General features: G+C 43.7%; 18 protein-coding genes and 1 other annotated feature (1 of these 19 running past the window's edge). Of the genes, 8 read left to right on the top strand and 10 right to left on the bottom strand.

The window, feature by feature from the left end:
• Positions 1 to 99: a binding site (T-box leader), on the top strand (it extends 176 nt beyond the left edge of the window).
• Positions 100 to 153: 54 nt separating this feature from the next.
• Together metG and J7E38_RS17480 are read left to right on the top strand one after the other, a co-directional pair.
• Positions 154 to 1,791, top strand: a complete 1,638-nt coding sequence (metG, locus tag J7E38_RS17485) for a methionine--tRNA ligase (RefSeq protein WP_214709263.1) — start codon at positions 154 to 156, stop codon at positions 1,789 to 1,791.
• Between the two features lie 63 nt (positions 1,792 to 1,854).
• Positions 1,855 to 2,544 (top strand): Dph6-related ATP pyrophosphatase, encoded by a 690-nt coding sequence (locus tag J7E38_RS17480; RefSeq protein ID WP_214709262.1) that lies wholly within the window; start codon positions 1,855 to 1,857, stop codon positions 2,542 to 2,544.
• 49 nt (positions 2,545 to 2,593) lie between these two features.
• Here the strand turns inward: J7E38_RS17480 and J7E38_RS17475 are convergent, their stop codons facing one another.
• From J7E38_RS17475 to J7E38_RS17460, 4 genes are all read right to left on the bottom strand, one after another.
• On the bottom strand, positions 2,594 to 2,749 hold the full coding sequence (locus J7E38_RS17475) for a DUF1540 domain-containing protein (RefSeq protein WP_214709260.1): 156 nt from the start codon (positions 2,747 to 2,749) through the stop codon (positions 2,594 to 2,596).
• Positions 2,750 to 2,835: 86 nt separating this feature from the next.
• Complete coding sequence (locus tag J7E38_RS17470; RefSeq protein WP_214709257.1) at positions 2,836 to 3,885, bottom strand: cytochrome d ubiquinol oxidase subunit II; 1,050 nt, start codon at positions 3,883 to 3,885, stop codon at positions 2,836 to 2,838.
• Between the two features lie 15 nt (positions 3,886 to 3,900).
• On the bottom strand, positions 3,901 to 5,262 hold the full coding sequence (locus J7E38_RS17465; protein WP_214709255.1) for a cytochrome ubiquinol oxidase subunit I: 1,362 nt from the start codon (positions 5,260 to 5,262) through the stop codon (positions 3,901 to 3,903).
• A 110-nt stretch (positions 5,263 to 5,372) separates the two neighbouring features.
• Complete coding sequence (locus J7E38_RS17460; protein WP_214709253.1) at positions 5,373 to 6,338, bottom strand: metal ABC transporter substrate-binding protein; 966 nt, start codon at positions 6,336 to 6,338, stop codon at positions 5,373 to 5,375.
• A 224-nt stretch (positions 6,339 to 6,562) separates the two neighbouring features.
• On the opposite strand from J7E38_RS17460, the gene J7E38_RS17455 reads away from it, so the two are divergent.
• Positions 6,563 to 7,126 (top strand): beta-class carbonic anhydrase, encoded by a 564-nt coding sequence (locus J7E38_RS17455; RefSeq protein WP_214709251.1) that lies wholly within the window; start codon positions 6,563 to 6,565, stop codon positions 7,124 to 7,126.
• A gap of 29 nt (positions 7,127 to 7,155) precedes the next feature.
• Here J7E38_RS17455 and yidD read toward each other — a convergent pair whose 3' ends face one another.
• A complete protein-coding gene (gene yidD, locus J7E38_RS17450; RefSeq protein ID WP_144477032.1) occupies positions 7,156 to 7,410 on the bottom strand; it encodes a membrane protein insertion efficiency factor YidD in 255 nt (84 codons plus the stop codon).
• Between the two features lie 57 nt (positions 7,411 to 7,467).
• Positions 7,468 to 7,635 carry a YtzI protein gene (gene ytzI / locus J7E38_RS17445; RefSeq protein ID WP_214709249.1) on the bottom strand — a complete coding sequence of 56 codons (168 nt, stop codon included), beginning with the start codon at positions 7,633 to 7,635 and terminating at the stop codon, positions 7,468 to 7,470.
• Positions 7,636 to 7,766: 131 nt separating this feature from the next.
• On the opposite strand from ytzI, the gene J7E38_RS17440 reads away from it, so the two are divergent.
• On the top strand, positions 7,767 to 8,207 hold the full coding sequence (locus J7E38_RS17440; protein ID WP_214709247.1) for a Dps family protein: 441 nt from the start codon (positions 7,767 to 7,769) through the stop codon (positions 8,205 to 8,207).
• Positions 8,208 to 8,311: 104 nt separating this feature from the next.
• On the opposite strand, the gene J7E38_RS17435 is transcribed toward J7E38_RS17440, so the two are convergent.
• On the bottom strand, positions 8,312 to 8,566 hold the full coding sequence (locus tag J7E38_RS17435) for a DUF6154 family protein (RefSeq protein ID WP_144477042.1): 255 nt from the start codon (positions 8,564 to 8,566) through the stop codon (positions 8,312 to 8,314).
• 251 nt (positions 8,567 to 8,817) lie between these two features.
• Here J7E38_RS17435 and J7E38_RS17430 point away from each other — a divergent pair, with 251 nt between their 5' ends.
• Complete coding sequence (locus tag J7E38_RS17430; RefSeq protein WP_214709245.1) at positions 8,818 to 9,138, top strand: hypothetical protein; 321 nt, start codon at positions 8,818 to 8,820, stop codon at positions 9,136 to 9,138.
• A 90-nt stretch (positions 9,139 to 9,228) separates the two neighbouring features.
• Positions 9,229 to 9,693 carry an RNA deprotection pyrophosphohydrolase gene (gene ytkD / locus J7E38_RS17425; RefSeq protein WP_214709243.1) on the top strand — a complete coding sequence of 155 codons (465 nt, stop codon included), beginning with the start codon at positions 9,229 to 9,231 and terminating at the stop codon, positions 9,691 to 9,693.
• A 273-nt stretch (positions 9,694 to 9,966) separates the two neighbouring features.
• Here ytkD and J7E38_RS17420 read toward each other — a convergent pair whose 3' ends face one another.
• Genes J7E38_RS17420 through J7E38_RS17410 form a run of 3 tightly spaced genes read right to left on the bottom strand, consistent with a single transcriptional unit; the run spans position 9,967 to position 12,543 of the window.
• The gene (locus J7E38_RS17420; RefSeq protein WP_214709241.1) at positions 9,967 to 10,773 is read right to left on the bottom strand and encodes an ABC transporter permease; all 807 of its coding nucleotides are present in this window, start codon (positions 10,771 to 10,773) and stop codon (positions 9,967 to 9,969) included.
• A complete protein-coding gene (locus J7E38_RS17415; protein ID WP_214709239.1) occupies positions 10,754 to 11,530 on the bottom strand; it encodes an ABC transporter ATP-binding protein in 777 nt (258 codons plus the stop codon). The genes J7E38_RS17420 and J7E38_RS17415 overlap by 20 nt, the downstream gene beginning before the upstream one ends.
• 17 nt (positions 11,531 to 11,547) lie before the next feature.
• On the bottom strand, positions 11,548 to 12,543 hold the full coding sequence (locus J7E38_RS17410) for an ABC transporter substrate-binding protein (protein ID WP_214709237.1): 996 nt from the start codon (positions 12,541 to 12,543) through the stop codon (positions 11,548 to 11,550).
• Between the two features lie 188 nt (positions 12,544 to 12,731).
• Here J7E38_RS17410 and J7E38_RS17405 point away from each other — a divergent pair, with 188 nt between their 5' ends.
• Both J7E38_RS17405 and J7E38_RS17400 read left to right on the top strand, forming a co-directional pair.
• Positions 12,732 to 13,451: a prolyl oligopeptidase family serine peptidase gene (locus J7E38_RS17405; protein ID WP_215038769.1), complete on the top strand. Its 720-nt coding sequence runs from the start codon at positions 12,732 to 12,734 to the stop codon at positions 13,449 to 13,451.
• A 41-nt stretch (positions 13,452 to 13,492) separates the two neighbouring features.
• Complete coding sequence (locus J7E38_RS17400; RefSeq protein WP_214709233.1) at positions 13,493 to 13,735, top strand: DUF2584 domain-containing protein; 243 nt, start codon at positions 13,493 to 13,495, stop codon at positions 13,733 to 13,735.
• Positions 13,736 to 13,790: the final 55 nt, after the last annotated feature.

The raw sequence follows: 13,790 nt of genomic DNA, 5'->3' as shown, positions 1-13,790 counted from the left end.
AAGAGCAGGCATTATATGCTCCGTACTTGGTGAGGCAAATAGTGTAAGCTATTTGCGAAATAAGGTGGTATCACGGGGAATCCAAACCTCGTCCTTAACTTTTATACAGTTAAGGGCGGGGTTTTTTTATTTTTTCAAAGGAGGTCATAAAAAATGGGCATTTTTATTGGCGGAGCATGGGCTTATGCTAATGGTTCCTTGCATCTTGGGCATATTTCGAGCCTGTTGCCTGGGGATATTTTGGCAAGGTATTACCGGTTAAAAGGAGAAAAAGTTTTATATGTTTCTGGCAGCGACTGCAATGGTACACCCATTACGATTAGAGCTAAGCAGGAGGGAGTAACGGCAAAAGAGATAGCCGATCACTATCATAACGAGTTTGTTGATTGTTTTTCTCGTTTGGGGTTCTCTTATGATATGTATACGAGGACAGATACAGAGCATCATCATCAAATTGTTCAAGCCATCTTTTTGGAACTGCTAGAGAAAGGATTCATTTACAAGAAAGAAATTGAACAATCGTATTGCGTGCATGATCAACAGTTTTTGCCTGATCGATATGTGGAGGGTCTGTGTCCAGTTTGCGGGGCGAATGCAAGGGGTGATCAATGCGACGCCTGTTCGAGTGTATTAGAACCGCTGGATTTGCTCGATAGGCGATGCAAAATCTGTGGTCACCCGCCAACGGTGAGAAAAACGGAACATTTTTATTTTGCCTTAAGCTCCTTTCAACAGACTCTGGAACACTATGTTGATGAGGCAGAAAGAAAAGGGGACTGGCGTGATAATGCCATCTCTCTAACCAGGAGATATCTGAAGGAGGGTATTCAGGATCGGGCCGTATCACGTGATTTAGACCATGGGGTGAGTGTGCCGGCAAAGGGGTATGAGCAAAAGAAAATATATGTGTGGATCGAAGCCGTTTCTGGTTACTATACTGCCAGTAAATTATGGGCAAAAAAAACAAATGAAAACGACCAGATATTTTGGAAAACGGGGACTAAATCGTATTATGTACATGGCAAAGACAATATCCCTTTCCATTCCATCATTTGGCCTGCAATACTTGCGGGAGTGGAAAAAGACCCTTTGCCAACTCACATTGTTTCGAATGAATATCTCACACTGGAAAAAAGGAAATTATCGACAAGCAGAAATTGGGCAGTCTGGGTTCCTGATATTCTAGAGATCTATGACCCTGATTCCATCCGTTATTTTCTGACGATTAACGCTCCCGAAAATCGGGATGCGGATTTCTCCTGGAAGGAGTTTATCTATAGTCATAATAGTGAGTTGCTTGGTGCATATGGAAACTTTGTAAACCGGACCTTGAAGTTCATCCAGAAATCATTTGATGGCTTCATTCCTGAGAAAAGTATTAGCAAAGAGATAACGAATGGTGTCAGCAGGCTATATGAAGACGCAGGAAGGAGTATTGAAGAAGCCAGATTTAAACAGGCATTGGAAACAGTATTTGATTTTGTCAGGTTTTCAAACAAATACTTTGACCAGCAACAGCCCTGGAGGCAGGTTCATGAGGCTACAGAAGCGTGCAAGCAGACGCTGGCAGACTGTGTCTACATCATCGGGAATCTGGCCAATATCCTGACACCCTTCCTGCCTTTTTCTAGTGATAAGGTAAAAGACATGCTTTCTATAACAGAAGAAAACTGGAAGCCGCAGACAATCCCAGCTCGTAATGTTAATGGTGTAGAGCCATTATTTGAACGGATCGATCCAGAAAGGATTCAGTTAGAATTAGAAAAACTAGGTAGAGGACAAAGAGTGTAAAGGTTAGCAGAGGTTGTGAATCATCACTAATTCAGTGATTATGGAATAAAGGAGGCTGTCGAAATGAAAATAGCTATAGGTTTCAGCGGTGGAAAGGATTCCACGCTGACATTATATAAAATACAAAATAATCCGCATTATGAGATTGATTCCTTATTCGTGACACTAACTGAAGGGGTGGGGCGTGTTTCCATACATGGAGTCCGGCACGAGTTGCTGAAACAGCAGTCGAAGTCATTAGGAATTCCATTGAGAGAGGTTTGGATTCCTCAGGAATGCTCGGATGAAAAGTATAAGGAAATAATGAAAAAAGAATTCTCGCATATGAAGGACGAGGGAGTTACCCATATTGCTTTTGGTGATATTCACCTTCAGGATATTAGAGAATATAGGGAAAAACTGCTGGAAGACACCGGTTTGACTCCTATTTTTCCTCTGTGGAATCGTTTTGTTGGTGAGATTAGCAATGAGTTTATTCAGCTTGGCTTTAAGACTGTGCTGACCTGCATTGATATGGATGCCTTGGACAGAAGCTTTGTTGGAAGAATCTACGACAGGGAATTGATCAATGACTATCCAAAAAGCCATGATATTTGCGGAGAAAAGGGAGAATTCCACTCGTTCGTGTTTGATGGTCCAAACTTTATGTTTCCAGTAGGATTTGAAAAAGGAGTTGAAAAAGTTACTCCTGATTATTTCACTGGTAAGGATCGATTCCTTTTTATAGACCTTATTCCTCTTGAAAGAAGCTGACGATTAAAAATGAAAAAAAACAGGACCGGTTTGACCCGGTCCGAATAAATTAACTCAACGCTTCAAATGTCTTGCAGTCGGTTTCCTTGCTATTGTCGGCTGTCTCGCCGGCATGGCTGACTACATAGATTTTTTCGGCATTGCAAAGATTGCCATGTTCCCAATATTGACAGTTGTTCACTTCGCATAATACGTCCTTAGCCATTGGTGTACCACTCCTTTTTGATTGATACACTTATAGCTTGCTGCGTGAGGGTATAACTCATTCAAGCTAATATTAGGCAAAAGAAATCAAGTTTGTTCACGGGTCTTTTTTTGGCGTAGATATCTTTTATCCTGCATGAACAGGCTCCAAAAATAAATGAATCCCGGAAACAGAATCAAGAAACCGACAATATAGGTGGTGAATACAGCCCGGAAAGAGTTTGGATCAGTAAAGGCCGACTGTATCGTTACCTCAGGATAGACGATATAAGGCAGATGCGCCTTTCCATAAACATAGCTTGCTGCCAGGTATTGCAGGGTAATCATGATGACAGCGAGCCTTGGGAGTCCTCGCAGTGATTTATTGCCAATCGAAGGAAGGATAAGGGCCAGGCCGCCGATTAAAAAAAGAACAACCGACAGGATCAGAATCGGTAGATCGTCCATCATTTTATCATAAATCCAGGCTGCCTCATTTCTCAATGTCAGCATGATCGCCAAAGCCATTACCAGCGAGATCGGCCCAAGAATCAATGCATCACGTCTGTAGACATTGTAAGCCTGGAACTCCTCTGAAGCTTTTGAGTAATCGGCAAGCAGCAGGGATGACAGAAACAGCGTACTGCTTACGGCAAAGCCGATAAAGGCATACTCATTTGGGCTGGTGAACAATTTGACAAGGTTGAGGTTCTGGGAGCCATCTGAGAACTCTACGAATCCTCCGTGAGTGATCGGCAGGACGCTGATCAGCAGCCCGGGAATCAGGATGCCGCAGATTCCTGATATATAAGTAAGTACTTTGCGATAGTCTTCGGCAATATTTGAAAAAACAAGAAAAGCACTTCGAACAGTTAACAGTAGTAGGATCATGCTGCCTGGAATCAGCAGGACAGTGCCCAATGTGTAAGCGCCTTTCGGAAACATGCTGTATACGGCGACGACCAGCGCGACGATGAAGGTGTTCGTCACCTCCCAGGTTGGCGAGAGGTAGCGGTTGGCGATATTCGTGGCCTTTGTTTTCGTTTTATTGATGTACACCATCGACCAGAAGCCCGCGCCAAAATCCATCGTGGCCATGACAGCATAGATAAAAACGAAGCCCCACAGGACGGTTATTGCAGTAAGCGCATCAGTCACAGCGGATCACCCTTTTCACGTATTTGAGTCAAACAATGGTATTTCTTTTTGCTGTGCCCTGTTCAAGTCGTCTAAAACGGTGTTTTTCCTGAAGTAATACCGAAGAACAATGATTTCCATGACGCCCAGCAAAACATAAACGGCAGCAAAGAGGATAAACAAAATGCCCAGGTTTGTCGCGGTTGTCGCCGAATCCTCTGTTGTCAGGACATGATAGATATTCCATGGCTGCCTTCCTGTACAGGCGAAAATCCAGCCGAACTCTATACCGAGCATGGCAAGGGGGCCGGAAGCCACAAACAGCCACATCAGGAATTTCGGGAATTTATCCTTCTTCAATAGTTTGTTCCATACAAAGGCAATCAATGAAAGCATGATGAGCAGCATGCCTACACCGACCATGGCATTGAACAGCGTATGAATAAACAGCGGCGGCCAATGCTCCTCGGGAAAATCATTAAGGCCTTTTACCTCGGTTTCAAATGAATTGCCTGCCAGGAAACTGAGTGCCCATGGAATTTCAATTCCCCATTTGACGGATTCGGTTTCCCTGTCTGTAAAGCCGCCAATGGAGAGCGGCGCATATTTTTGAGTTTCAAAAAGCCCTTCGGCACCTGCCAGTTTTTCAGGCTGGTATTCATGCAGGTATTGAGCTGCTGAATGCCCGTTCGCCGCAGTCAGGATTGAAAAAACACCCCCGATGATCAGGCTGGCCATCAATGCTTTTTGATGGAATTTATAGAGACGCGAACCAAAATCACTTTTCAGCATTTTATAAGCTGCCACTGTAGCGATGATAAAAGCTCCAGTCATATAAGCGGTGAATACAACATGTACAGCTGTCACCCCGAAGCTTGGATTAAAGAAGGCAGCCCATGGGTCGATGTCAACGAGCTCGCCATTTTCGACCCGGAATCCAGCTGGAGTCCCCTGGAATGCATGGACATTTGTAATCAGCACCGCGGAGGCAAGGGCCCCAAGAGCCACAAGTGTCAGGCTGGCAATCCTCATCCATGGCGCAATTCTGTCAGCGGCGTACACATAAATGGACATGAACAATGCCTCGACAAAAAAAGCATAAATTTCAATCTGGAATGGCAGGGCCATGACTCTGCCGATGACTTCCATGAATCCTGGCCACAGGAGGGAAAGCTGGACTCCGGCAATCGTTCCGGTCGGGATGCCGACTCCGAGAGTGACTGCGAAGGCTTTCGTCCATCTTTTTGCCATGACTGCGTAGTCCTTGTCATTTGTTTTTTGGTAAAGCAGTTCTGCAGCGAGTATCATCAGCGGCAGTCCAACGCCGATGGTCGCATTGATAATATGGAACCCCATGGTTGTCCCGAACAGGGAACGGGCAATCAGTATATCATCCATCAATAAACTTCCTTTCCGTAATATGCCTCCTTCTATTGTTTTCACTTTATGGGAAAATATGTAGATGAAATTCCCATAAAAAAACCTCCCAATTAGGGAGGCATATACATCTACTCATTCAGTGCTTTTCCTAGAGTCGTAATATTCTTTTCCATCAACGTGAAATATGTTTCTTTGTTTTTGATGTCTTCATCTGTCAAAACAGAGAGGTTGTGCAGTGTAAGTGGCTTAGCACCGATTTCTTCCTGGACCATTTTTGCCAGCTTTGAGTTGAAATTCTGTTCGTTCAAGACATATTTTATTTTTTCGTCCTTTGCATGCGAGATGAGTTTTTGAAGTTCTTTTTGGGACGGCTCATTGGTCGTCGACAAGCCGGAAATGCTGATTTGTTCAAGTCCATATCGCTTTTCCCAATAGCTATAGGCAGCATGGGCTACAATGATTTCCTTTCGCTTGGCAGCCCCGATTACCTCTGTAAATTCCTTGTCTAAATCCTCTAATTGGGCAGACAACTCAGAATAATTTTTCTCAAATGTATCTTTATGTTCAGGCATTTGTTCAGCTAATTGTTCTTTGATGGCAAGAGCCATTTCATTTGCGTAAACGGGATCAAGCCAGACATGCGGGTCAACGTCTCCGTGTGCGTGGCCATCATCACTAGAATGTTCATCTTCGCCATGGTCTTCCTGTTCTCCATTTCCTTCTTCGTCAAGATGCAGCGAATCTCCGACGGGGACCATTTTTACATCCTCATTCTTCAATGTTTTGCCGGCTTTATCGACGAAACCCTCAAGACCGAGGCCTATATAGAAAAATAAGTCTGCGTCAGCGAGTGCCATCATATCTTTTTGAGAAGGTTCAAATGTATGTTCATCTGCACCCGGCGGATAGATTGTTTTTACATCAACAAACTCACCTCCGATTTTCTGGGTGAAAAACTGAAGCGGATAGACAGTTGTGTATACCTGCAGAAGGTTTTCATCCTTTTCCTTATTAGAAGTGTCCTCTTGGCCGCAGCCGGTGAGAAATGTTGAAATTGTTATAAATAATGATAGTATAAAAGCGAATTTTTTCATAAAGACCTCCTGGATTCAAAACGTACTCATTACGATTTATGAAGTGTGCGTATAATATTCATTTTAGTTTTCTAGTCAGCATTAAAAAATATTAATTCGTAATCGTTACGATTTACCTTCTGTATCATACAAAAGGATCGGTCCAAAATCAAGTAAAACATTTTGGCTCAGCCGTGATTTGCGGTATTCTATTAATTAGAACATGTTAAAAAGGAGTAGAGAAGATGAAAATGCTTGAGGAAATCCTTCAATTTAATGAACAATTTGTAGCTGAAAAGAAATATGAAGAATTCACGACGACCAAGTTTCCGAACAAAAAAATGGTTATTCTGACATGCATGGATACAAGGCTTGTTGAGCTTTTGCCAAGAGCATTGAACATTCGGAATGGTGATGTGAAAATCGTCAAGAACGCCGGCGCACTCATCATGCATCCGTTTGGCAGTATCATGAGAAGCCTGCTTGTCGCTGTTTATCAGCTCCAGGCAGAGGAAGTGGCGATCATTGGCCATTATGACTGCGGTATGAGCGGGATGAAGCCCGACATCGTGATTGAAGAGATGAAAAATCGTGGGGTCAGCGATGATATGCTGAATACTTTAAACTACTCGGGAATCGATGTGAAGGAATGGCTTCACGGTTTTGACAATGTCAAGGACAGCGTTGCCCACAGTGTCGAAATCGTAAAAAACCATCCCTTGATGCCTAAGGATGTTCCTGTTCATGGTCTCGTGATTGATCCGGCAACAGGAAGGCTGGATCGCGTGATCGATGGATATGAAAAATAATTCAAAGGGCTAGGAAAAATAAATCACACTCAATGATCATGTGCTTTGGCTTTTTTCTTGGAAGGCCACTCTTCCGGTACAGGGTCAAATCCGCCGGGATGCAGTGGCTGGCATTTCAGGATCCGTACGATCGTCAGCCATCCGCCTTTGAAGGGGCCGAATTTTTGGATCGCTTCAAGTCCGTAATGGGAGCAGGTCGGATAAAAACGGCAGGTTGGCGGCTTTAATGGTGAAATGACCGTCTGATAAAATCGGATGATGCCGATGAATGCTTTTTTTAGCATAGGTAAATCCCTTCTTGTAAATAGAATCAGGAAAAAGGAGCTGGTTTTCAGCTCCTTTTATTTATTTTCACCAGGTTCTTCTTCAGAAGCTCTTGCCTGGATTTCGGTGCTGTTTTCAATCGGGTCGATCGTGTGTTTGAATTGATAGGCTTTTGAGGTCGTCAACACGCTTAAAACCAGGACAACGATAACGATAATGACTGAGATAATCAAAACAGTGTACATAATACGTCCTCCTTTGTTCAAAATTATTGTAGCATGTTCTATCCCAGTATAGGAAAAAAGTTGCTGGCAGCATGTTTTTTCTCAGACAGGGAGGGGAATATAAATAGTGACTAAGAGGAGGATGAATTTACATGGCACAAACTGAACTAATTCAAGCAGTAAACAAACAAGTAGCGAACTGGACGGTTCTTTATACAAAGCTGCACAATTATCACTGGTATGTAAAAGGCCGCCACTTCTTCACGCTTCATGTGAAATTTGAAGAACTTTACAATGAAGCAGCGACAATCATCGATGAATTTGCAGAAAGAATTCTCGCGTTGGACGGAAAGCCTGTCGCAACGCTTAAAGAATATTTGGAGCTGTCTTCAGTAAAAGAGGCAACAGGCTCTGAAAATGAAGAAGAAATGGTAAAGCAATTGCATGATGACTTCTCAACAATCGTTGAAGAGCTGCAGCAAGCAATTGAACTTGCAGAGAAGGCAGACGATACCGCAACCGCTGATATGATGACGGAAGTGAAAATGAGCCTTCGCAAACATATGTGGATGTTCAAGGCTTATCTTGGCTAATAAACTTATCTTGGCTAATAAAAAAACTGGCTATCTGGCCAGTTTTTTTCTGTTTATAAAGAAAAACCGGCTTCATTGGCCGGTTCATATGTATGGTCTTTTCGTTAATGAATGTTGCGGGAAGGATATGTGACAGAACGCGCGCCAAAGTCATCCTGGGCAAATTTCCCCTTAAGACTCTCGATCAAATAGAGACCCATCAGATCATAAAGCTCCTGCTTATCAAGGTCCTGGATAATCTTCAACAGGTCTTCACGGCTCATTTCTTCAAGGAAGGCAAAAGCGAGCATATCGATATCCTCTTCGTCGCCGGTCAATTTATTGCGGTATAACTCGTATAGCTCATCAATTAGTTTCATGGCATTTCACCTCTCCTTCTTGATCCTCCATAATCCTATACTTATTTAATACCCTCCAAAGGAAAAAATATGCCTTGAACTTGAAGTATTTCCCTGTTGGGTTATTGATTAACTTTATCTTTATTTGTGTCTAATTTTAACATACTCCTTACTTTAAAAGTAAATCTGGAGTGCTTAAAAATTATTTATTTTAATGATATTCAGTATAAAGGAATATAGACGCAGGGAACGATATCCATGAGGTGAGACACATGACAGAAATCAAAAAAACATACTATATCAACATCAGTGATGGCGAGATTCAAAGCGTATCAACTGCATCTCCATGGAATTTTAAAATTGAGGCAACTGACGAAGAAATCACCGCATTGAGGGAAATATTCGATCAGGGCCATTCCACCGGCTGGCAGAACTTCATGAGAGCGCACGTTCCATATGTACAATACCATTATGACCGCGAAAATGATGCGCTCGACAGGCAACTGCTCCAGACATATGAAATGATCTATAAACTAGGCGATGAAGAAACCAGGAACCATATTGAAAGCATGGGGATCCTTCCTGAAAAATAGAGCAGCCGCAGACGAATCGTCTGCGGTTTATTCATTGTTTCTTTTTCTATATAATTAGGACATGAGATAGATCGGGGAGAGGAATCGATCATGAAAAAGTTTAAAGCGATGAACGGCGAGGACGTCATCTTGTCCTTTCAGGAAAACGCCTTTGAAAAAAGGGCATGCCATGTGCTGGTCATCTGTAAATATCGAGACAAGTGGCTTTTGACCAACCATAAAGTAAGAGGTTTCGAGTTTCCCGGCGGAAAAATGGAGAAAGATGAAAGCTTGGAGGATGCTGCACGCCGGGAAGTCATGGAAGAAACGGGTGCAGTTTTAAAGAGGATCGAGTTTATTGGGGAGTACCAGGTTATGGGTAAAGAAGATTCATTTGTAAAAAGAATCTTTTACGGTGAAGTGGAGAAAATCGTACCCCAGGATGATTACCTGGAAACAGGGGGACCAGTACTTATAAATGGAGATTTGCTCGCGGAGAGAATGAAGGATGAATATAGTTTTATCATGAAGGACGATGTCATAAAACATGCGCTTGAATTTTTGCAGAAGAAATGATGAAAGTTGGCGGTTTGCTGTTAAGACCGCCGCTTTTTTAGGGGGATTTGAACGAAAATATGAAATTTCATAGCGTCACAAGTACAGTTCACTAACTTATTGGCGAAAAACAAATTTTATTGGCGATTTTCACCATGTTATTGGCGAAAATTTTATTTTATTGGCGGAGTTCACACCTTTATTGGCGAAAATCCGTTTTTATTGGCGATGGCATTACTTATTCTAAAAAGCGACTAACACAAAAAGAAGCCAGAAGGATTAAACCTGGCTTCATCACTGGTTACTTTTGATCAGTTTCTTTTCAAGCAGCTCGACCAGTTGATACATAACAGTGGCGAACACGGCGATGACCAGCAGCGACAGGAACACGAGTGTGAAGTTGAATACCTGGAATCCGTAGATGATCATGTATCCAAGACCTCGGGCCGAAACGAGGAATTCTCCGACCATGACACCTACCCAGCTCAGGCCGACATTCACTTTCAAGGTGGAAATGATGGTCGGGAATGATGCTGGCAGGATGGCTTGCCTGAAGCATTGCGTCCTTGTCGCTCCGAATGTTTGCAGCACTTTCAAATAGTTTGGGTCCACTTCTTTAAAAGAGGTGTAGACCACGATTGTGGTGATGATCACGGAGATGATGGCTCCCATGGCAATGATGGAGGTCATATTGGTCCCAAGGGCGACAATCAGGATCGGGCCTAATGCAACTTTTGGCATTGAATTCAAGATGACCAGGTACGGGTCCAAAATTCTGGATAGCAGCGGCGACCACCATAGTATTGCGGCAAGTATAGTTCCAGCTAAGGTGCCCAGTATGAATCCGAGTACAGTCTCTGCCAGTGTTATGCCAAGGTTGACGGCGAGCGAACCGTCGAGCGTCTTCTCAATCAGCAGATTCCAGACCTTTGAAGGTGAACTGAAGAGAAGAGGATCAATCCATTTTTGCTGGCTCGATATTTCCCAGCTTGCAAAAAAAACGATGAAAATCAACAATTGATAGAGGCGGACTTTTTTCTGCTCTCTGCTTAACTTTTTCAGGTACTGTTGATGGAGGAGTTCAGTATTCTTCTGGTTCAATGGACTCCAACTCCTTCCATATCGTCTGGAACAGTTCATTGTATATAGGGTGGTTCCTTGCCTCAAATGGGCTCAGGTTTCTAAGCTCCTCCGGCATTGAGAAGGTTTTATGCAAGCGGCCCGGCCTTGGCGAGAACAGGAATATGCGATCGCTCATGGCGATGGCTTCCCCGATATCATGCGTGACCAAAATCGCTGTTTTTCCAAACGACTTGAATGTATTTGAAACCAGGTCCTCGAGTTTCAATTTCGTTTGGTAATCAAGGGCGGAAAACGGTTCATCGAGCATGAGCAGCTTAGGTTCTGTTGCCAGTGTCCGCACAAGGGCCACACGCTGGCGCATCCCGCCGGAAAGCTGTTTAGGATAAAGCTTTTCTACATTCTCCAGCCCCATCTGCCCCAGCAACGCTAAAACTTCCTCTTTTTTTGACTCTTCCAATGTTACGCTGATCTTTAATCCTAGCAAAATATTTTCCTCAATCGTTTTCCAAGGGAATAAGTAATCCTGCTGCAGCATGTATCCGGTCTGATTCGAAGCCTCTTTGACAGATTTCCCTTCGAGTTTTACCTGACCATCAGAAGGGTCGATCAGCCCAGCGATAATCGAAAGCAGTGTCGTCTTGCCGCAGCCGCTCGGACCCAGGAAGGAGACGAATTCCCCTTCCTGGACATCGAGTGAAATGTTATTCAGTGCAGTGACAGCGGATGTTTTTGTAAAATAAGTGTGATGGATCCCTCTTAATGTCAAAAAGTCCATTAGGCTGCAACCTCCTGTTATTTCATGACTTTTCCTGCCACGTCAATATTGACTAAAGTGTCATGGCTGACTTGCTTAGGAAGTTCCCCGGCTTCATCCATGATGGCCTGGAGATTGTTCCACTCTTCCTCATCCAGGATCGGGTCAGTTGCGTATGAACCCTGGCTCTTATAGCGGTCAACCACTGTCTCGATCAGTGCTAGATCTGTATCTTTAAAATATTCCTGGATCGCTTCTGCGGTTTCTTTAGCGCTATGAGAATCAACCCATTGCTGTGCTTTATAGACGGCACGGGTGAACTTTTCAATCGTCTCAGGGTTTTCCTTCATGTAGCTTTGTTTTGCCATGAATGTGGTATAAGGTACATGACCGGACTCCGTACCGAATGAAGCGACGATATGACCTTTGCCTTCTTTTTCAAACATGCTTGCCTGCGGCTCGAAAAGCTGAACGAAGTCGCCGGTACCGGAAGCAAAGGCATTTGGAATATTGGCGTAATCAATATTCTGGATCATTTTTAAATCTTGTTTCGGATCAATATCGTGTTTCTTGAGCACGAATTCACCGACCATTTGCGGCATTCCGCCTGTACGCTGTCCGAGATAGGTAGACCCCTTCAACTGATCCCATGAAAAATTGTCGATCTTCTCTCTGGAAACAAGGAAGGTGCCATCTGTCTGGGTCAATTGGGCGAAGTTGATGACCGGGTCATTTGAATCCTGAGCATAAACATAAATGGAAGTTTCCGAGCCAACAAGGGCAATGTCTGCCGCATCCGACAGCACGGCGGTCATCGTCTTGTCACCGCCCCAGGCTGTCGTCAGCTCGATTTTCAGCCCTTCTTCCTCAAAAAATCCCTTGGCAAGGGCAACATATTGAGGAGCATAGAAAATCGAACGAGTTACCTCTGCCACTTTTACAGTCTGTACCTTGTCTTGACTGCAGGCTGCAAGAGGTATAATAAGTACGGCAACCAAAAATAATGCAAAACCAGCTTTGAACCATTTTTTCATATAGATGCCTCCTAAAAATCTTTCTTAAATTGGGCTTACGATAATGTATGAGGAGGGAAAAAATGTGTGAATGCCCAGTAGCAAAATAGAAAAAAATTCATATAAGAGGAGTGATAACGGTGGAAAATGACGGTCAAATTATATCAGCGTATAAATTTCCTTCTCCCAACCCGGCAGTCGAACTCGAAATGGTGACTTATTTTGCAGGCGGACTGAGAGTCAAGGGGCTGCTGGCAAGACCAACTGATGGAAGCGGGACAGAAGGGTTCCTGTATCTTCGCGGCGGAATCAAAAATGTCGGAAAGGTGAGACCTGCACGGATTGCCCAATTCGCTTCCGAAGGATTTACGGTTTTCGCTCCTTTTTACCGTGGCAACCAGGGTGGTGAAGGGGATGAAGATTTTGGCGGAGATGACCGTGACGATGCTTATGCAGGCTTTAGGCTGCTTCAGTCTCTGCCAGGTGTTGAAAGGGTACATGTCTTTGGTTTTTCCCGCGGCGGTTTGATGGCCCTGCTGACCGCCAATCAATTTCCCGAGACAGCCTCAGTTGTCACCTGGGGCGGCGTGACCGATATGTTCTTAACCTATGTGGAAAGAAAAGACTTGCGAAGGATGATGAAAAGGGTAATTGGCGGATCGCCGAAAAAGGTGCCAAACCGCTATAAATTCAGGACGCCTCTATACGAAATCGAAAACCTTAGAGCCCCCGTGCTGCTGATCCACGGCCGCAATGACCGCAATGTGTCAGTTGAACACTCCTATCGGATCGAGAAACGGTTAAAAGAGTTGGACAAGCCTGTGGAAAGCTGGTACTTTGATGAATATACGCACTATTTTCCGCCGGTGATGAACCGGAAAGTGGTCAGTGATTTAACGAATTGGATGAAATCACAGCCGCAACAATGATAAAATGAATTTGAAGTTACTTGTGTAGAGGAGCGAAAACGATGGGGATGCCATTAGAGTTGAATACAATGATCGTGACAAAGGGCCGCGAAAAAAGGCTCGAAGACAATTTCTTCTCTTTGAAAAAGGAAGGCTACAGGCTTTATCCAATTGACATTCCAGTAGAAGTCAAAAAGACGATTGAAGGAGACCTGACTGGAACAGGCGTCATCTCGAAAGTTGAGTGGACAGAAAATGAAACAACGATTACGTATCGATTGGTTTCTTTAAATTCTACGAACTGAGCAGGGCACATATTGTGCTCTGTTTTTATTTTGGAATAGGACTGGCGGAAAAAAC

Source organism: Bacillus sp. ISL-35 (assembly GCF_018613355.1).
Lineage (GTDB): Bacteria > Bacillota > Bacilli > Bacillales > Cytobacillaceae > Mesobacillus.
This window is presented reverse-complemented; position numbering and strand designations above follow the sequence as displayed.